Genomic DNA, 19814 nt, shown 5'->3' on the forward strand with positions numbered 1-19814 from the left:
GCACCGTGAAGCTGGAGACCGATTTAACAACGATTGAGGAATTGGCTGTCCGACGGGATGATGAGAACTGGCGCTTCAGGTCTTTTTTGAAAAGCGGCCGGATCCCATCCCGGGCGGTCGACTCCGTGACGCATGAAATCAATCAAGAGGTGTCGTCTCTCATCGACTGTACACAGTGTGCCCACTGCTGCAAGGTAATGCGACCGACCCTGAGCGCCAAAGATGTTCGTGTTCTCGCCAAGGGGCTCTGCAAGTCGGTTGAGCAAGTCTATGCAGAGTTGCTGGTCCAGGGGGATGAACCCGGAGAGGTTCAATTCAATCAACTGCCTTGTCCCCTTTTGAAGGACAACCGGTGCAGCGTTTACGATCATCGGCCCGAAGCGTGCCGGTCGTTTCCGCATCTTCACAAGAACCGTGTCACCTCCCGCCTGTGGGGCATCATCATGAATTACTCCCTTTGCCCCATCGTTTTTAATGTCTACGAACAGCTCAAACAAAGATTGAATTGGCGGGGGTGATTGGGGAGCCTCCTTTAATTCCAGTGCTTCGAGTGCCACCAGATCTTCTGCAGATCGAATTGGGCGCCGCGGCAGAGATAGATCGGGGTGTTTTCCTCACCCATCCCGAAGCGTTGATAGTGATCGAAGGCCTGCCACGACGCGCAATTGTCCTGGACATCATCACGGCTCCATTGCACAACAATGAGATTCTTGTAATGCTCTGTGGGGGGCCCCCAGTACCAGTGATTCTGGTGGCGGGAGTAAGCCCGGGGCAGTCCATACTGGGGACCGAACAGGTTAATTGCTCCGGCCTCGCCATAATTGCCGGTAAAGATGCCGGTCTGGGCGCGTTCATCCGGCGGCAGCGAGTTGTAAATCCCGGCGACCTCACGGGTCATCTCCGGCCAGCCGAACTGGTCGCCCATGGGCTGCGGCAGAAGACCCTCGTGGTGCACCTCCGCCTTGCGCGGCTTGAACCCAATCGCCTCCTGATACGCCAGGTACCGCTCTGGCGAGAGCATCCAGGTCGCCAGCGGGATCGTGGGGACGGTCCCGAGAAGAATGACGACAACCACCACGACCCTGACCCATGCCGCTCGGGCCACCCGCCACCGCTCTAAGGCAATCGCGCCCCCGGCGAAGAGCATGGGATAGATGGGGAAGAGGTAGTAGTCTTTGGCGTGCGCGATCTCCATGCTCACGAAGAACACGAGGAAGGTCAGGCCGAGCACCCGCCAGCGTGCCTCCTTGAGGAACGAGATCAGACCAAGGAGCCATAACGGAAAGAGGATGGGGTGCATGGCGATGATCTGTTGCCCGGTGAATGCCAGCGGGCCCAGGACAACGTTTTTTCCCTCGCGGCGTACGTTTTCGAGATCTTCCAGCGTGGGAAAATGATGCCGAACCTGCCAGATCACATTGGGCAGGAACAACGCCACGGCGATGGCGCCTGCGATCCAGATCCAGGGCTTGAGGAATTCGCGGCGATGCCGCGTCAGGAAAAGAGCGACAATGACGGCGAATCCAAAAAAGAGGGTCGAATGCTTGTTCTCAAGGCCGAGACCGGCGAGGACGCCGAACCCCACCCATAGCCGCGAGTCGCCGGTGCGGAGGATGCGAGCGACGATGAGAGCGCAACCCATCCAGAAGAGCGGTTCGAAAGCGTTCATGGTCAAGAGGTTGTCCATCACCAGCACACCGGGGCAGAGCAAAACGGCCAGCCCCGTCAGCAACTGGGCGTAACGTCGGGCCCCCAACTCGCGTGCGATCAAAGTGGAGAGAGCCACAAGCACGGTGCCCGCCAGGGCCGGTAGAATGCGCAAGGCTGCCAGCGAACCGCCCAACCACAGCGCCATCTTTGCATACAGCGCAATCAGCGGCGCGCAATCCACGTAGCCCCAGTCAATGTGTCGCGCCAGGTCCAGGTAGTAAAGCTCATCGCGGAAGTAGCCGTAATGCCTGACGCTGGTGAAAAGATGGAGCAGGAGCTTGGCCGCGCACAGGGCGATCACAAGGCCAGTGGCGAGGCGGGGAAGTGACTCGAATGCTTCGGTGAAATGGGGTTGAGGGGCGGCATCGTCGACCATAGAGGGAATCTTGACTCCCACATTGAATCGAGTCAAAGAAATTTGAAATTGATTTCTGCCCTCCGGGTCCGGCGGCATGAATATCACAAATTGAACTATTCCTGCACAGACTTGCCCAGTTAAAATTGGGGAGGCGACGGGATGGCAGAGTCTTTCGCGGCCGCGAGTTGGAACAGATAGTTATGCACTGAGGGGCGGGCCTTGGAGATCGACGCTCAAATGCACACTTCGATGAGTCGGAGGCCGTACCACCTGACACGATAATCTGTGGAGGGAATCATGACGAGAAAGACCTGCATTCAGGGTGGTGCCCTGTTTGCCCTTATGGTTGCTTGTGCCTCTGAAATCTTTGCTCAGGGTAGTCCGGAGGAACCCCAGCAGGCCATCCGCATTCTTCATCGTGTATCGGAAACCTATCGAACTCTGAAGAGCTATGAATTGTACGGCATGATCCGAATGCAGATCGAAGGAATCCCGGACACCTACCTCCGGCCAATCATGGTGACTCGTGCGGGGACGACAAAGAAGCCGACCGGCGGTTTGACCCCGGCAGCGCGGGCGGCGCTTCGATCCGGCCCAGGCGCATGGGAGAACGGAGCAGGCATCGAAGTCAAGGGACCCTCCCTGGCCACCTTTCCCTCAATGGATTTTTCTCTCGAACGCCTGGATGAACATGTGAAGACCGCCAAACTCCTGCGCGAGGAGACGCTCATGGTGGGAGTTCAGGATGTTGCCTGTTATGTGATTGAGATCAGGTTTGAACCCAGTTCGCCTGCCAAGGATGGCAAGGAGGAACCTCAGGTGGTCTGGATTGACAAGGACCGTTCCCTGGTCGTCCGTTTCGTTCAAACCGGAGAAATTGCTCTCCTAAAAAGGGGGACGCCCAAGCCAGTCCGGTTTCAATGGACGTTGACCTTCAACACCATCAAGCTGAATGAAGCACTCAAGTAGGGCTACCTTGAGCGCTGTGGCAGGTCATCAACCCCCGCGATCATTCCATGACTGAGAAAGATCCCCGCGCCGACGCCTCTGGGGAGGCGAGGGATCAAACTCCGACCTCCAAATTTCAAATGAAAACTAATATCCAAAAGGCAATAGGACCATGACGGATTCCAGGTGCAGACAGCCGTCCGTCAGACCTGTTCAGACAGGGCTGTGTCCGACAGCCAATCACGGACGAAGTTTCGGACCTTGGCCCCTTCAAAGCGGCGACGGATCGCATCCATTACGGTCAGTCGAAGATGCGACGGTGACCCCGAGAAACCCACCCAGTAGGGCACATGAAAATCCAGCGGAACCAATTCGGCCGCGATGTCCAGGTTTCTAATCTTGAAAAATCCCCGGCTGAAAACCAGACGGCGAACCCGCTCCACTACGGTCACGCCGGCCTGATCCGGATCGAGCCCACGGGGCGGGCAATTCCGGGTGTCGAGGGTGATCAGGCTGCCCCGATCCGGCACTGAGTCAAAGGAGTAAAGATCAAAGCTCCCTTCGACCGCATCCAGCCCGAGAAACCTCGCCTCCGTCCGCGAGCGGTTCGTGATGTGCACCCGGAACAGGCGGAAGGGAATGTAGATGTCCGCGACGGTGTGGACCCTTCCGAAGCGCAGGCTCGTCAATGGGCCGGAGAAGTGTGTAATGGCGTCTTCACGCGAGACGTTGGGTTTGAGAGTGTGGATTGTGGTCATGGAATGTCGCAGAGGGCCTTTTAGAAACTTTGCGCCTCTTGCGGTTAGATTCTGATTCAACCCAACCTCAAGATCACCACATCTATTCGACAGACGACCCTGCATCGGCTTACCAAGGAGACAACAAGTAACGACTGAAGTCGTTACGACAACAAGCAACGACTGAAGTCGTTACGACAACAAGCAACGTCTGAAGTCGTTACGATAACAAGCAACGACTGAAGTCGTTACTACTTACCGGAAATAAATCCACAAGCCGATCACGGTTCCTGCGAGCAGGATGCTGAAGGCGATGTTGATGGCGTGCTCGCGCGCGGTTTCCGCCGCCGGCTTGTATTGCGGCTCGCGCTGAATGTTGTCGACGATGGAGGTATCGATTTTTTCTCGGACCGTCGCGAACGTCAATCCCCCCAGTTTGCTGCGCTCCGGTGGGCGTGTGGCGAGGCTCACCCCCACCAGCACGACTGAGCAAACGACAAACATCAGGATGGCGTAATGCAGGAAATTGATCTCGACAATCCATCGGATAACAGGAGATGCAAAGTAGTGGCCGGCGTGGGCGCTCTCGATGATTTCAAGGATGAATCGGACGGCGCCGAGCACGAACCCGGTAAGCAGGGAGAAGATGGCCCCCGTCCCGTTCAAGCGGGGCCACAGAACGCCGAGGATGAAACACGCGGCGATCGGCGGACTGATGTAAGCCTGTACACTCTGTAGATAAATGTAGAGCTGGCTGCTGATGAGATGGATGAAGGGGACCCAGAGAAGCCCGAGGACGACCATGATGCCGGTGGCCACGCGGCCGAAGTTCACCAGCCGCGCTTCACTGGCGTCGGGACGGAGCTTCTTGTAAAAGTCCAAGGTCACCAGGGTTGACGCGGAGTTGAAGACGGAACTCATGGCGCCCATCAGCGCCGCCAGCAGGGCCGCAATCATCAGGCCGATCAGTCCTTCCGGCAGGAGATTGATAATCAGGGTGGGGTAAGCGATGTCTCCATTGAGCACTTCGCCGCCCGGACCGATCCGGAAAAGATTTTTGAACAGGGCGAATGCCATGATTCCGGGAAGCACGAGAATAAAGACCGGCAGGATCTTCAGGAAGCCGGCAAAAATAGTGCCGGCCTTGGCATGCCCTTCGTCTCGGGCCGACAACACGCGCTGAACGATCGACTGGTCGGTGCACCAGTACCAGATCCCGAGGATGGGCGCGCCCAGAAAGATCCCCGTCCAGGGGAAGGCGGAGTGAGTGATGGGTTTGATCATGTGAAAATAATCCGCGGGAACAGCGGCGCGGAGGCCGGCGAACCCCCCGACTCGATCCAGGCCAATGAAAGTGAGGACCACAGCACCGGCAATCAGGATGAGGGTCTGTACCAGGTCCGTGTAAATTACAGCCGCGAGTCCTCCCGCGACCGTGTACACGCCGGTGGCAATGACCAGAATCACCGCGGCGGTCAGCGGACTCCATCCCACGACGCGTTCCAGCACCACCGCCGCCGCGTAAAGATGCACGGAAATCTTTGTGAAGACATAAGCGATGATGGAGATGCTGGCGAGGTAAACCGCACATTGCCGGCTGAACCTCCGCTCCAGGAATTCCGGCATCGTGAAAACGTTCGATCGAAGATAGAACGGGACGAAGACCCAGCCGAGAATCAGCAGGATCATGCAGGCCAGCCATTCGAAATGGCCGACGGCCAAACCTGAAGTTGCCCCCGAGCCGGCCAGTCCAATGAAGTGCTCGGTGGAAATATTGGAGACGAACAGGGAGGCGCCGATCGCGAACCATCCCACATTGCGGCTGGCCAGGAAGTAGTCGGTCGAGGTTTTCTTCCGCCGCGAGAAGTAATAGGCAATGGCAAAGATGATCGCGAAATAGACCGCGATGATCGCAATATCGACGGGGGCCAACGCCCGGTGCGTCACTTCTCCAGCAGATGGGTTCATGTCATTCTCCGGATGCGGGTTTGGAAGACCGATCCAGTCTTGTGATCTTTTGCTGAACGCGTGGGACTATATCAGGTTTCCGGCATGGAGGGTATATGAGGGAGACGCTTAAAAAGGTCGGGTTATCGCGAGTCAATTGGACTTGAGCAGATCATCACGGCAAAAGAAAAGGGCAGGGGAATGGAGATATCCCCCTGCCCTAGAGATCCTTAGAACGAGAAGCGAATGGCAAATTCAATCTGGCGTTCGGAGCTCAGCCGAGTGTCGAGAATCTGGCCTCTTTGACCAACATTGGTGATATCGCCATTGGGCTGCGCAAATTGGGGAGTGTTGGTGAAGTTATAGAACTGCGCGCGGAACTGGGTCACATAGCGCTCCTTGAACTTGAAGTTCTTGAAGATGGAAAGGTCCAGGTTGCTGGTTCCCGGTCCCGTCAAGAGGTTTCGTGCGACGTTCCCCGCCCGAAGTCTAATGTTCGTAACTTGGTTGGTGGGCGGTATCTGAAATGCACTGACATCAAAGTACTGACCCGTGGTGAACTGATTGTTCGGCTCGCGAATCTGATCGGGATGAGTATTCGGAGTTCCCTGTGCAGTCAGGTCAAACGGCAGACCACTCTGGAAGGTGAGAATGCCGTTGAGTTGCCAGCCGCCGAGGAGGGCTTCGACAGCGCCCGACCAGTCGTGACCATACGTTTTTCCGCGGCCAAAGGGGAGTTCGTACAGCGTGCTGAAGGTAAAGCGTTGCCGCACATCCAGGCTCGAGTTGCCGCGCTCCAGGCGAAGGTTATTGAAATCAACCGCGTTGCCGTTCCCCTGGTCAAAAGCACCGGGGGAGTCGTCAATGGCATGAGCCCACGTGTACGCCATGGTGAACTGCCAGCCTGCGGTGAAGCGATGCTCAAGCCGGGTTTGTAAGGCATGGTAGATGGAATTGCCAATCGTGTCCTGAACGTTCACGTTTCCCCCCAGGCTCGGGAAATTGCTCGTTCCGGGAGGAGCATTGTAAAACTGCCGATTAAAGTTGTAATAGGTGGTTAGCCGAGTCCCCTTGGTCCCGACATAGCCCACGGACAGCGCCGTATTAGCGCCCAATTCTCGCTGGATTTGCAGGTTCCACTCCTGAACATAGGAATTCCGATTGCTCGGCAGCGCTTCGAACACGGTCACGTTCTGGGGATTGTTCAGATTGACGTTGTTCACATTGCCTTGAGGCAAGGGTCCGGTGGCAAGACGCGAATCATTGCTGTTCAAGGGCGCCTGGCCGGAGAGTGTCATGCGGAATCCGTTGTTGTATGAGAAGGAAGAGAATCCGCTGAAGGGTGGATTCTGCGCCAACTGGTTGTCGATACCCCCTCGGTCCACGAAATAGAAGATGCCGTAGCCGCCCCGCAGTACCGTCTTGCCATGCCCTGTGAGGTCGTAGGCAAAGCCGAAGCGGGGAGCAAAGTTGTTTTTATCGGTGGGAACGAAGCTCCGGGAGGCGCCTCCCTGGCCTGCCAGCAAAAGCTTCCCCGTCGTGATGTCAAAATTCGCTTGGCGGTCGGCGACCTCCACCGGCCAGGTATACAGGTCATAGCGCAGTCCAAGGTTCAAGGTGAGTCGGTGGCTGACCTTCCAATCGTCCTGGACGAAATAGCCGGTCTCCCAGTTTCGGGTTCCCACCATGCCGAAGGGCGGGCCGATGTCATATTGCTGCACGAAGCCCGCCAGAAGGTCTGACACTTCGTAATGAGTTGGGCTCGAACCCCCGCCATCTCCGAAGAGGACAAAGAACCCCTTGCCGCGGTTCGGGCGAAAGAGGTTTACTTGACGACGGATAATACTGGCGCCAAACTTCAAGTTATGGGCGCCCTTGACCCAGGACAGGGTGTCGGAATATTGAAAGCTATTCTGTGGAACCAGAAAAGGTCCGAAATCCCCCGTGAATTCGATCTGATTGTTGAACCCTCCGATCAGGGCTCCTCCCCCCAGCAGGGGGCTGGTGTTGGCATTGGGGATGCCCAGGTTCGCGGAGATCTGCTGGTCCTGGAATGGAGGAGTGAAACCATACCGCGTGCGAATATACCCGAACCGGAATTCGTTGACCAGCGAGTTAGAGAAGGTATGCGTTTCGTTGAGGGCGAGACCACGGGGGTTACTAGGGTTCGTTCCAGAGCCGAAACCCGCGGGCAGCGCCGGCAATCGAGAACTCGTCACCGAACTGTCCTGTCCGAAACTAAAGCGGCCAAACATGCTGTCCCGTGTTCCCAAAATCCAATCGACACGGGCGTCAAAATCGTTGAAATGTTGAGTCTGATTGCGCGTGACCAGAAAATTCTGGAGGACGCCGGGAGCATTCGGCAGGGGGTAAGCATTCAAATACTTCTGCGCGACAGGGTTAATCCGGTTCGGGGGAATGATATTCCCGGAGAAACAGCCACTCTGCTGCCTCGGATCATTAGAGACGCACGGCCCCGACAGCAGTGGGTCCTTGATAAGAATCGGGTTGGGCCCCGATAGCAATTCCGAGAAATCCCCATTTCTCATCTTGGGAGTGGGTACCGTGGCCCGATCCAGTCCCAGGGGGAACAACTGGCGGAGTCCCTGATAATCGAAGAAGAAGAACACCTTGTCTTTGATGATGGGGCCGCCAATCGTGCCCCCGAATTGATTTCGGCGGAACTCGCTTTTGCAGTCCTTGCCGGGAGGGCAAGTCGCCCGGATGAAGGTTCGAGTCGCATCCAAATTATCATTACGCAGAAATTCAAAGACGGTCCCATGCAGGGAGTTGGTTCCCGATTTGATGGAGGTGCTCACCACACCCCCACCCGCACGACCGAACTCTGCGGGCGCAATGCTGGTGTCGACTCGAAACTCCTCGATGGCCTCCGCAGGAGGGAAGAAGATGATCGTGTTGACAAGCGATTCGTTGTTGTCAATGCCGTCCAGGATGAAGTTGTTGGCCTGCGGCCGTAAGCCGTTCACCGAAAGCGATGCACCGCCGACATTGCTGAAGCGGAAAGTCTCTGAGTTGCCACGACCCCCTGAGGCATCGCCGTCTATTACGCCACGGGTGACTCCAGGAACCAAGGTGGCCAACTGCGTAAAGTTGCGGCCGTTGAGTGGGAGCTCAGTGACTTGTCGCCCCACCACCACATCGCTGATAGTGGAACTGGCACTCTCTACCAGGGGCACGTCCGCCGTCACCTCGACGCTGGTGGTGATGTCGCCGGGTTGAAGTTGAAAGTTCACAGGGGCAATCTGGGAAACCTGGAGCGTGATTTCCTGAGTCACCGCCTTGAAGCCCTGCATTTTGACTTCGACTTTGTAATGTCCGGGAGGCAGAGCAGGGACTGAGTAATCTCCCGCCCCACCGCTTTCCACCGTCACGGAGCGTCCTGTACCCAAGCTGGTGACGGTTATAGTCGCCCCGTTCACAACCGCGCCCTGGGCATCCGTGATAGTTCCTTGAAGGCGGGCGGTGTCAGTCTGAGCCAGGCTGATGGTTGTGTAACTCAACAAAAACATAAACGCCAGTAATCCTATTAACGTGCGTCGGTTCATGGGACACCTCCTGAAGTTTGTGTCTACCCCTCAATGATTCTTGAATCTTCGGGATGAACATCAGCGAACAGTGACGCAAGAGCCAATCGAGTTACTTGCCGATAATTCCGAATGAAAAGACCCCGATCGTCATGGCCGCGTTTGGTTCTTGTAAATAGTCAGCGAGGTGGAATCAATGCCGACCAGACTAAAGATCAGGGTCAAGTGAATAGGGATTCCAGTTGCAGGGTGGAGAACCATAATTTTATGAATTCGATTCAGCAACTTTAATGCCCGTCGGATCGCCGACTCTTGTGTGCTCAGAAGGAAGCGCGATCGTGCAGGCGAAGACTTCGCAAGAGACCATCCTTCATCGCATTGGCCGCCAAAGTTGAACACAGCACGAATCCATACTGGGAGGGAATCTCCCTCCTTCTTAGGATTCGAGACTCAACTTACGAGACAGATCATGCAATGCATGACAAAAATCTGTCACGGAACACACCGCTGCTGGTTATGCTAAAGTGCCTTCACTTTTCCTGCCAATGTTCGGGCACAATCGAAAGATGCATGTAATTCCAAGGAAACAAATGAGGAAAATTGTTTTTTGCGCTCAGGCAAGCATTGGAAATGGGGGGTGGATTTCCCACAAAATACAAGAATCCATGAAACATATTCCATTTTTGGAATTCTTCTCGCGCCGGGAGAATTCAAGGGGAGGGATTAGCCGTTCTCGCGCCCTTAACAGGACCGTCTGGTCCCCCATCGAATCCCGGAATTTCTGTTCCTTCTTTTAGGAATAACGATGGACCCCCGGCAAAGAGGCAAGTACTTCCTCTGGATCCTTGGATTAATCGGTTCGATCGGACGAGGCGGCCCGCCAGGGGATCGTTCCATCGCATGTAGAGGTTTTTTTCTTTTCTTATTCCCATCCGAATCTGTTTGAAATGCCGATCGAAGGTGGCGGGTATGACCTTGCGAGGAAATGGAAAACCTCTTAGAATCGGCCCGTGAAATTAGCCCGATCAAGCGGCATTCTGCTGCATCCCACCTCTCTCCCCGGACGGTTTGGTATCGGCGATTTTGGTCCGGCTGCATACCGTTTCGCGGATTTTCTGGCAGGATCCAGTCAACATGTTTGGCAGATGTTGCCCCTGGGACCCACTGGTTATGGGGATTCCCCTTATCAATGTTTTTCTGCCTTTGCGGGGAACCCCCTCCTGATCAGCCTGGAGAAGCTTGTGGAGATGGGAATTCTGTCGTCGAAGGATTTGGAGGGCGCACCGCAGTTTCCGGCCCACGAGGTGGATTATGGGAGGGTGATCGATTTTAAGGTCGGGCTGCTCAAGAAGGCCTATCACAATTTCAAGAGCGAGGCATCCGAGAGTGGGCGAGGTGATCTCGAAGCTTTTTCTCGAATCAATGCCTGGTGGCTTGATGACTACAGCCTGTTCATGGCAGTCAAGGAGGCTCACGCCGCGGCCGTATGGACGCGATGGGATGCACCCATCGCCATGCGTCATCCCGAAGCGGTCGAGCGATGGAACAGAGAACTTGCAGACAAGGTTGAGGCCCGAAAATTCTGGCAGTATTTGTTTTTCACTCAATGGGATGCTCTGAAGCGATATTGCCACGATCGCGGAATTCGAATCATGGGCGACATTCCCATCTTCGTGGCCCACGACAGTGCCGACGTTTGGGGTCACCGGAAGCTCTTCTCTCTCGATGACCACGGCAACCCTCACATCGTGGCCGGTGTCCCGCCGGATTATTTCAGCGCGACCGGTCAGTTGTGGGGAAATCCCTTGTATCGATGGAATGTTATCGCCCGCACCGGATACAAATGGTGGGTCGACCGCTTCCGTGCTATTCTTTCGCTTGTCGATATCATCCGACTCGATCATTTCCGGGGCTTCGAAGCCTACTGGGAAATTCCCGCAGCTGAAACGACCGCCATTCATGGGCGATGGGTCAAAGGACCCGGCGCGAAGCTTTTTAAAGCGCTTCAGAAAGCGCTCGGAGAATTGCCGATTGTGGCCGAGAATTTGGGAGTCATTACCCCTGAGGTGGAACAGCTCCGGAACCAGTTTGGGTTTCCCGGGATGGCTGTCCTTCAATTTGCCTTTGGCACAGATCCGCAGGCGCCGGGCTTTCGGCCTCACAACTATCCTCGCAACTGCGTGGTGTACACAGGGACCCACGACAACGACACGACGATGGGGTGGTGGACCAGCGCAGGGACCACCGACAGCACACGCAGTTCGGAAGACATCAGGAGGGAACGAGACTTCACCCTCAAATTTCTCGGAACCGACGGAGCGGAAATGAATTGGGTTTTCATTCGCCGGGTGTTGGCTTCCGTCGCGGACCTCGCCATGATCCCTCTTCAAGATGTCCTGGGGCTGGGAAGTGAAGCCCGGATGAACCTCCCTTCGAGACCCCATGGAAACTGGCGCTGGCGCTTTACTTCAGACATGTTGACCGATCAGATTCGCGAGCGATTGAAGGAATTGACGGTGATCTACGACCGGGGGAATTAGGGGGCAGGTGTTAGGTGTCAGGGAATAGGTGATAGGTAGTAGGTGGTAGGGGAGGGAAGTCAGAGGTCGGAAGTCGGAGGTCGGAAGTCAGAGGCCAGAGGGCAGAAGCCGGAGGCCATAAACAGGAGGGCGGGTCAATGGTCATTTGTTCGGGAAGCGCGGAGATTGGAAGGCGTTTTTCTTCTGACTTCCGGCCTCTGACCTCTGACTTCATTCGGTAGTCTCATTTCCCCTGACACCCGACACCTGACACCCGACACCCGGCACCTGAAACCTTCTTGAGAAGGGAACTTATTTTGCAGAAGCCTCATTTACAATTTTGGCAAGTCTGGAACATGAGTTTCGGCTTTCTGGGCATCCAGTTTGGATGGGGGCTGCAGATGGCCAACATGAGCGCCATCTATGAATATCTGGGTGCCAAGGCGGATCAGATTCCCATCCTCTGGCTGGCGGCGCCGCTGACGGGCCTGATTGTCCAGCCGATCATCGGCAACATGAGCGACCGCACCTGGGGACGGTTGGGTCGGCGGCGGCCCTACTTCCTGACGGGAGCGATTCTCAGTTCCCTGGCCCTGATTCTGATGCCAAACTCCTCGGCACTTTGGATGGCCGCAGGGCTGCTCTGGATCCTGGATGCCTCCATTAACATCAGCATGGAACCCTTTCGTGCCTTTGTCGCCGACCTCCTTCCGGAAGAGCAGCGGACCAGCGGATTCGCCATGCAGAGCCTCTTCATCGGGCTGGGAGCGGTGGTGGCCTCGGCGCTGCCGTGGGTGATGAGCAGGGTGTTCGCGGTTCAAAGCAACGTCTCCGCTGGGAACGCCATCCCGCTCACGGTGAGACTTTCATTTTACATTGGAGCCGCCGCATTTTTTGGGGCTGTCCTTTGGACCATCACAACGACCAAGGAGTATCCCCCCGAGGATCTGGCTGTGTTCCAAGCCAGGAAGGCAGAAAAACGCGGACTTGCGGCAAATGCGAGTGAAATTCTGAGCTCGATCTCGGGCATGCCGACGACAATGCGTCAACTGGCATGGGTGCAGATCTGCACCTGGCTGGGCCTGTTTTGCATGTGGCTCTATTTTCCTGTCGCGGTGGCTCGCAACGTTTTTGGCGCCGCGAGCGAAACCGCGCCCATTTACACCCGGGGGGTCGAATGGGCCGGCATTTGTTTCGCGGTGTACTCCGCGGTCTGCTTCGGCTTTTCGTTTCTTTTGCCCACCCTTGCCGGGAAGATTGGGCGCAAAATGACACACACCCTTTGCCTTTGTTGTGGCGGGGCCGGGCTGCTTTCGGTTTCCTTCATCCACAATCAATATCTCTTGCTTTTCTCCATGCTGGGAGTGGGCATCGCCTGGGCGAGCATTCTGGCCATGCCCTATGCGATCCTGGCGGGGTCGCTGCCTGCCGAAAAGATGGGTGTCTATATGGGCATCTTCAACTTCTTCATTGTGATCCCGGAGATCATTGCCTCGCTCGGCCTGGGCTGGATCATGAGCCACCTCCTCAACAATAATCGACTGCTGGCAGTGGTGGCGGGGGGCGTGTTTCTGGTGGTGGCGGCTGTGCTGATGCAGCGGGTGAGAGATGTTACCGCAGAGCAGGAGAGGACAGCCACGCTGGCTGTTAAGGCCGTCGGCTGAATCAAACTCGTAAGATCGATGATGATCAGATGTAGTGACACTCGTCGTCCCAATTAATTAATGTTGAGTTGCCCAAGCTCTGGTAGCCGTGATCCCGTTTTTGGGGATCGCGGGATTTTTCCGTGCCGATCACAAAAGCCCGTGATCCGCGGAAAGGCGAGCGGATCACGGCTACCAAAGCAAGCCACCTCATGAGATGCTGTCATCCGTCACTATGAGCTCTCATCTTCAGGAATTCTCTCCTGCATCAATTATCAACTGCGAAGAGGCCCTAACATGAAACGCCAGATCCCCTCTCAGAGGTGGGCTCTCCTCTTACTGTTTCTTGCCCTTTTGATTGCGGTGGGCCAAAGCATTGCCGCCAGCCCTCAACCGGTGGGGGGGCCGGAAGTCCTCAAGGTGGAACCTCCCAACTGGTGGACCGGCCATTCGATCAATCCGGTGCGGGTGCTGATCCGTGGACAAAATTTGGCCGGGGCCAAGGTCGAAGGCTCAACGGCGGGGATTCAGATCAGTGCAACGAGGGTCAATGACGCAGGCACCTACGTTTTCGTCGATGTCCTGATTGATGCGAAGGCAGCCCCGGGTTCGTATCCATTGAAGGTTGTCACGGGACAGGGATCTGCTCTGGCTCCCTTTGAAGTTCTAGCCCGGCTGTCGCGTAACGGGCGCTTCCAGGGCTTTTCACCCGATGACGTGATCTATTTGATTATGCCGGACCGCTTTTCCGATGGCGATCCGTCCAATGATGATCCGGCTGTTTCCCGCGGTCTGCTCAATCGCCAGAAGCCTCGTTACTATCATGGCGGCGATCTTCAGGGGATCATCAACCACCTCCCCTATCTCAAGGACCTCGGCGTGACCGCTCTATGGATGAATCCAATTTACGATAACGTCAACCATCTTAATGAACGCGAAAAATATGATAACGAGCCGATCACCGATTATCACGGCTATGGTGCGGTCGATTTTTACGGGGTAGAAGAGCATTTCGGCGACATGACCAAACTGCGCGAACTGGTCGAGGCCGCGCACCGGCTCGGGATTAAGGTCATTCAGGACCAAGTGGCGAACCACACGGGGCCTTATCATCCCTGGGTCAAAGATTCTCCGACACCCACCTGGTACAATGGGACGGAAGCCCATCACCTCAACGAAACCTGGCAGACTTGGACCCTGGCAGATCTTCACGCCACGCCCCCGGTCCAGGATTCAATCCTGAGAGGCTGGTTCGTTGATATCCTGCCGGACTTGAACCAAGACGATCCCGAGACCTCACGTTACCTCATCCAAAATACCCTGTGGTGGCTGGGGATGACAGGATTCGATGGGATTCGCCAGGATACGCTTCCGTATGTCCCGCGCCGCTTCTGGCGTGATTGGATGGCGGCGATTAAACGGGAATACCCCCGAGTGAAGGTCGTCGGTGAAATGTGGGATGGGGACGCCTCCCTGGTTTCCTTTTTCCAGGGGGGGAAAGCGCGCTTCGACGGAGTGGACTCCGGGGTAGATGGACTCTTTGACTTCCCTTTGTACTACCCCCTCCGCCGGGCCTTCGCCGAAGGCAAACCTCTTCGGGATCTCGCGGCTGTCCTGGCCCGCGATTACCTTTACACCAATCCCGATATGCTGGTCACCTTCCTCGGACTGCACGATGTGGCCCGATTCATGAACGAACCCGGGGCCAATGTTGAGGGGATGAATCTGGCCTTCACATTTCTCATGACCGCGCGCGGGATTCCCATGATCTACTACGGCGACGAAATCGGAATGCACGGGGGAAACGATCCCGACAACCGTCGCGACTTTCCGGGCGGATGGCCGGGCGACCCGCATAATGCATTCGAGACCGCGGGCCGTACGCCCGACGAGCAGGCGGTCTTTGACCACCTCCGGCGATTGACGCACTTGCGCTCGGAAATCGAGCCTCTGCGGCGCGGAAGGATGGTCAATCTGGCAGGGAGCGAACAAACGTGGGCTTACGCACGAATGACCGAGAAGGCCGCTGCCATTGTGATCTTCAACAATGATGCCAAGCCGGCGACGGTTGAGTTTCCTATTTATCCCACCGGCCTTGCGAACGGAACTGCCCTTGAAGACCGGCTGGGCAGGAATCCCGATGTAAAGGTGGAGGGCGGGATGATGAAATTGAATCTCCCTCCGAGATCAGCGGGTATCTACACAGTCAAGCCCCAATGATGTCTGGGAAATCGGTTGTGGCCACAGAGACATGGTGACAGGGAGGCAGGCAAGCATGATGAATCGAATTCGGCGTTTCTGTCGGGCGAGGATTTTCATCGCCGTACGTGACTGGCCTGTGACACGCTTAAATCCCCAGCAGCGAGAAAGGGAGCACCGAAGATCGCGAAGCTTCCGGCAGGTCGGTCAGACCCTGTCCCTCCTCCTGCTCTTGACCGTCCCGGCGCTGGCCCAGTGGCAGTCCGTTGGAAATTTCAAATCCGTCAAGCGCGAAGCCGACCGCATCACCCTCGACTGCCAGAATGCTGAAGTGCAGATCACCTCTCTGGCCGCGGATTTGATCCGGGTGCGCATGACGCCGGGCCATGTGTTTGGCCGGGACGAGAGCTGGGCGGTTGTGAAAAGTGACTGGCCCCGGGTTCCGATCGAGATTACAGAAGGCCGCGACAGGATTCGCCTCGCCACGGCGGAGATATCAGTCGAAGTGACCAAGGCAGCCTGCCGCATCACCTTTCGCGACAAGAGCGGGACCCTCATCAATCAGGATGATCCCGGGAAAGGCATGGGCTGGGAGGGGAAGGAGGTCCGCGCCTGGAAGGTAATGCCGGCGGATGAGTATTATTATGGTCTGGGCGAAAAGGCCGGGTCGTTGGAACACAACCATCAGGCCTTTGTCAATTGGAACACCGACGCATACGGGTACCGTTGGGGAACGGATCCCATCTATCAAACGATCCCATTCCTGCTCGCCCTTCGCGAGGGGCGAAGCTACGGAATTTTTTTTGACAACACCTACCGTTCCACCTTTGACCTCGGAAAATCGCGGCGTGACCAGTACGCGTTTGGAGCCGAGGGGGGCGAACTCAATTATTACTTTTTTTATGGTCCCCATCCGAAGAAGGTCATCGAAAGATACACCGATCTCATTGGCCGGATGCCGCTGCCGCCGCGATGGGCGCTGGGGTATCAGCAAAGCCGCTATAGCTATGAGCCGGAAAGCCGTGTCCGGGAGATCGTCAATAACTTTCGCCAACGGGGCATTCCTTGCGATGTCATTTACCTGGACATTGATTACATGGACGGCTATCGCATCTTTACGGTCGATCCGAAGAAGTTTCCGCATTTCCGTGAAATGATTTCCGAATTTGCAGACCTTGGCATCAAAGTCGTCACCATCATTGATCCCGGAGTCAAACAGGAGCCGGGCTATTGGGTGTACGACGAAGGGGTGAAAGGAAGCCACTTCGTCACCATGCCCGATGGAAAGTTTTTTGCCGGCAATGTGTGGCCCGGCCAGTGCGTGTTTCCCGATTTCACCCGTGGCGCCACGCGGACGTGGTGGGGAGGGCTTTACAAAGGGCTTGTGGATGCGGGGGTCAAGGGGTTCTGGAATGACATGAATGAGCCGGCGGTTTTTGCCAAGACCGACGATCAGACGGCTCGAACGATGCCCTTGGACGCGGTCCACGATGACAACGGCCAGAACTCCAGCCATCGCAAGTCACACAATGTTTATGGAATGTTGATGGCTCGCGCGACGTTTGAGGGAGTCCAAGCCCTGCGGCCCGACGAAAGGCCGTTCGTGTTGACGCGCGCGTCCTTTGCGGGTGGCCAGCGCTATGCCGCGACGTGGACCGGAGATAACAGCAGCGATTGGGGGCATCTTCATTTGTGGCTTCCCATGACCTTGAACCTGGGATTGTCGGGCCAACCCTTCGCCGGTCCCGATATTGGAGGCTTTGCGGGAAATCCCTCCGCCGAGTTGTACACCCGCTTTATGGAGGCGGGCGCATTCAGTCCGTTTATGCGGGAACACTCAGACAAGGGGACCCGCGACCGGGAGCCATGGTCCTACGGCCCCGAATATGAGGCGATCAATCGCCGCTACATCCAGACCCGTTACCGGCTCATGCCCTACATTTATTCGGCGTTCGAAGAGGCCGCGCGGACCGGCCTGCCGGTGATGCGGCCGCTCTTTCTGGAATTTCCATACGACCCCAAAACCTACCGCATGGACACAGAGTACTTTTTTGGCCCGGACTTGATTGTGGCGCCGGTCCTCAATGAGGGTGAGAGACGCCGTTCGATTTATCTTCCGGCCGGGGACTGGTTCAACTTCTGGACTGGAGAAAAACTGACCGGGCCGGCGGATATCAAGCTGGAAGCCCCCCTCGACCTGTTGCCCGTCTTTGCCCGCGGGGGCGCTATCATCCCGGTCCAGCAGGAATTGCAGTATACCGATGAGGCCCCGATCGATCCGCTGACGCTGGAAATTTTTCCGGACGCCGATTCCAACGGATCGCTCTATGAAGATGATGGATCGAGTTATGAGTATCAACAGGGGAAGACAGCGCGCACCCATTACCATTGCCGGTCCACGACGGAGCAAATCGTTCTCGAGATTGGGAACCGGCAAGGGGGCTATGTGCCGGCCCGGAGGTCCTATCAGCTGAAGTTCAACGCCATGGACGGCGCCCCGAAAAAGATTCAATTGGCCGGACGTGATCTTCCCCGGGTCAGAAACCTCGGGGAGCTTCGCCAGCGGGAGAGCGGCTGGACCTATGACAGCGTGATGAAAACCGTCTGGGTCAAGTTTCCTGATGACCCATCAGCCAGGACCGTGGTCCTGGTGAAGTGATTCCGTGAGTACATTTTCCTTGGGCCTTAGAAGTTTATCCTTTCAAAGTATCCGCACTTGGGTAAATTTCCGGCGACCGAGGGTCCAATCCTCATACCCTTGGCGGTCTTTGCGGTTGATTGTCGCGCACACACTTTTTCGAAATCCCCCGAAAACTGAATTCCCTGATCCAAACCACTAACTCAGGAATGAATTCCTCCCCATGATCTTGACCGGTTCGGTTGATGTCGGTTTAGCGTCTTTGCCGGCGTGGGCCGTTCGCGACGAGGTCCTGGCGCGAAGGCTCATCCAAATGAAGATCAAGGATTATCAGCTGCGCCGCTTTGTTGCAGTGGTTTCACTCCGCCAGTGTCTGTCTTCTGCGGCCAGGGTCTTTGTTTCGTTCATTCTGGCCCAGAAGCTGAGGCTCCAGGAGATGGCTGCGGGAGTCCCCCCTCCCAGGTAGATCGTTGCCTTTTGAAGTGGCGCCGGATGACTCTCAGGGGGGCATGCGGCGCTCCTTCCGAATGCGGATTTTGGATTTCGGAATGCGGGTTTGTGAAAGAAATTTTTACCCTCTTGACATAGGTTTTGGCGTGAACTATATTTTCCGTTTCATTCACTACGAATTTATAAGCTGAGTAAGAGCCATTCTTGAGTAGCATCGCTCGGACCCATACAAGCTCAGGGCTTCAGGTTACACAAAACTATTCACCATTCTTGAATCTCTTATATCAGCCCGATCACCAATCTTCCCGCTTTTAATCCGGTGCTGAGGAATGCTGCCGACAACCGAGAGTCAATGTGTGAAGAGAGTTGTCGGAAGGGATGGGTCGGGGGGTGCCGGTGCGGGTGCGACGGCCCACGGAGGCGTCGCTGAGTGCCTCGATCCGACCACCCCGCAGTGATGAGTTTGTCCCTGAATTGTCTGGCCGCATGCCAGACGGAGTGAAGAGTGCTATGGCAGAATCAACGGACGCGACTGTCCTCGGTCAGAATTCGAAGCCGGAAGTGAAGCCGGCCCCTGGAAAACCCGTCGCTAAGCCGACCAAGGCCGAGGCTGGCGGGGGGGAAGACGAGATCCTCGGAAAGCGGCGCCGCATCATCTGGGCGTGCATCGTCGGCTATCTGGGTGTCAGCTTTTTGATGTTCCTGCGTTTTTTCTTCCCTCGCGCCCTGTTTGAGCCCAGCACCATCTTCAAGGTCGGTTACCCCTCGGACTTCGCCATCGGGGTCGATACCAAGTTCCAGAAAGCCTACCGGATTGCCGTGGTGAAGGAGCCGGAGCGGTTGTTTGTCATCTTTTTGAAATGCACGCATCTCGGCTGTACGCCTGATTGGAAGCCTGCGGAAGATAAATTCAAGTGCCCGTGTCACGGGAGCGGCTACACCAGCGAAGGAGTCAACTTCGAAGGCCCTGCGCCTCGCCCGATGGACCGCGCCCGGGTGGAGCTGGATGCGGAGGGGCAGATCGTGGTGGATACCGGAAAACTGTATTCCTGGTTCAAGGGCCAACCCTCTCAATTCAATGACCCGGGGGCTTTTCTCGCAGTTTGATTTCAGCGCGCGG

12 protein-coding genes are annotated in these 19814 nt (G+C 56.3%); 8 read left to right on the top strand and 4 right to left on the bottom strand.

Annotation, left to right across the window (positions count from 1 at the left end; all coding sequences use genetic code 11):
- The first annotated feature begins 5 nt into the window (after positions 1-5).
- The gene (locus LAO21_07960) at positions 6-518 is read left to right on the top strand and encodes a YkgJ family cysteine cluster protein (GenBank protein MBZ5552637.1); all 513 of its coding nucleotides are present in this window, start codon (positions 6-8) and stop codon (positions 516-518) included.
- 14 nt (positions 519-532) lie between these two features.
- Here the strand turns inward: LAO21_07960 and LAO21_07965 are convergent, their stop codons facing one another.
- Entirely contained in the window at positions 533-2122 is a 1590-nt protein-coding gene (locus tag LAO21_07965) for a glycosyltransferase family 39 protein (GenBank protein ID MBZ5552638.1), read from the bottom strand.
- Between the two features lie 243 nt (positions 2123-2365).
- Here LAO21_07965 and LAO21_07970 point away from each other — a divergent pair, with 243 nt between their 5' ends.
- On the top strand, positions 2366-3037 hold the full coding sequence (locus tag LAO21_07970) for a hypothetical protein (GenBank protein ID MBZ5552639.1): 672 nt from the start codon (positions 2366-2368) through the stop codon (positions 3035-3037).
- 182 nt (positions 3038-3219) lie between these two features.
- Here the strand turns inward: LAO21_07970 and LAO21_07975 are convergent, their stop codons facing one another.
- The 3 genes from LAO21_07975 to LAO21_07985 form a co-directional block, all read right to left on the bottom strand.
- Complete coding sequence (locus LAO21_07975; GenBank protein MBZ5552640.1) at positions 3220-3774, bottom strand: hypothetical protein; 555 nt, start codon at positions 3772-3774, stop codon at positions 3220-3222.
- A 234-nt stretch (positions 3775-4008) separates the two neighbouring features.
- A complete protein-coding gene (locus tag LAO21_07980; protein MBZ5552641.1) occupies positions 4009-5685 on the bottom strand; it encodes a sodium:solute symporter in 1677 nt (558 codons plus the stop codon).
- A gap of 245 nt (positions 5686-5930) precedes the next feature.
- Positions 5931-9266, bottom strand: coding sequence for a TonB-dependent receptor (locus LAO21_07985; GenBank protein ID MBZ5552642.1), 3336 nt, complete (start codon positions 9264-9266; stop codon positions 5931-5933).
- 989 nt (positions 9267-10255) lie between these two features.
- Here LAO21_07985 and malQ point away from each other — a divergent pair.
- From malQ to LAO21_08015, 6 genes are all read left to right on the top strand, one after another.
- Positions 10256-11785, top strand: coding sequence for a 4-alpha-glucanotransferase (malQ, locus tag LAO21_07990; protein MBZ5552643.1), 1530 nt, complete (start codon positions 10256-10258; stop codon positions 11783-11785).
- 335 nt (positions 11786-12120) lie between these two features.
- Entirely contained in the window at positions 12121-13428 is a 1308-nt protein-coding gene (locus LAO21_07995; protein MBZ5552644.1) for an MFS transporter, read from the top strand.
- A gap of 276 nt (positions 13429-13704) precedes the next feature.
- Complete coding sequence (locus LAO21_08000) at positions 13705-15627, top strand: cyclomaltodextrinase N-terminal domain-containing protein (protein MBZ5552645.1); 1923 nt, start codon at positions 13705-13707, stop codon at positions 15625-15627.
- Positions 15628-15682: 55 nt separating this feature from the next.
- Entirely contained in the window at positions 15683-18265 is a 2583-nt protein-coding gene (locus LAO21_08005; protein MBZ5552646.1) for a glycoside hydrolase family 31 protein, read from the top strand.
- Between the two features lie 202 nt (positions 18266-18467).
- Complete coding sequence (locus tag LAO21_08010; protein ID MBZ5552647.1) at positions 18468-18710, top strand: hypothetical protein; 243 nt, start codon at positions 18468-18470, stop codon at positions 18708-18710.
- Positions 18711-19204: 494 nt separating this feature from the next.
- Positions 19205-19801 carry a Rieske 2Fe-2S domain-containing protein gene (locus LAO21_08015; protein ID MBZ5552648.1) on the top strand — a complete coding sequence of 199 codons (597 nt, stop codon included), beginning with the start codon at positions 19205-19207 and terminating at the stop codon, positions 19799-19801.
- Positions 19802-19814 lie beyond the last annotated feature (13 nt).

It is taken from the genome of Terriglobia bacterium (assembly GCA_020073085.1).
Classification (GTDB): Bacteria; Acidobacteriota; Terriglobia; order JAIQFV01; family JAIQFV01; genus JAIQFV01.

What these genes read in the sequence shown, in the direction of transcription:
- LAO21_07970 (MBZ5552639.1), top strand. Translation starts at nt 2,366, where the DNA reads ATGACGAGAAAGACCTGCATTCAGGGTGGTGCCCTGTTTGCCCTTATG.
- LAO21_07975 (MBZ5552640.1), bottom strand. Translation starts at nt 3,774, where the DNA reads ATGACCACAATCCACACTCTCAAACCCAACGTCTCGCGTGAAGACGCC.
- LAO21_07985 (MBZ5552642.1), bottom strand. Translation starts at nt 9,266, where the DNA reads ATGAACCGACGCACGTTAATAGGATTACTGGCGTTTATGTTTTTGTTG.
- LAO21_07995 (MBZ5552644.1), top strand. Translation starts at nt 12,121, where the DNA reads ATGAGTTTCGGCTTTCTGGGCATCCAGTTTGGATGGGGGCTGCAGATG.
- LAO21_08000 (MBZ5552645.1), top strand. Translation starts at nt 13,705, where the DNA reads ATGAAACGCCAGATCCCCTCTCAGAGGTGGGCTCTCCTCTTACTGTTT.
- LAO21_08005 (MBZ5552646.1), top strand. Translation starts at nt 15,683, where the DNA reads ATGATGAATCGAATTCGGCGTTTCTGTCGGGCGAGGATTTTCATCGCC.
- LAO21_08010 (MBZ5552647.1), top strand. Translation starts at nt 18,468, where the DNA reads ATGATCTTGACCGGTTCGGTTGATGTCGGTTTAGCGTCTTTGCCGGCG.
- LAO21_08015 (MBZ5552648.1), top strand. Translation starts at nt 19,205, where the DNA reads ATGGCAGAATCAACGGACGCGACTGTCCTCGGTCAGAATTCGAAGCCG.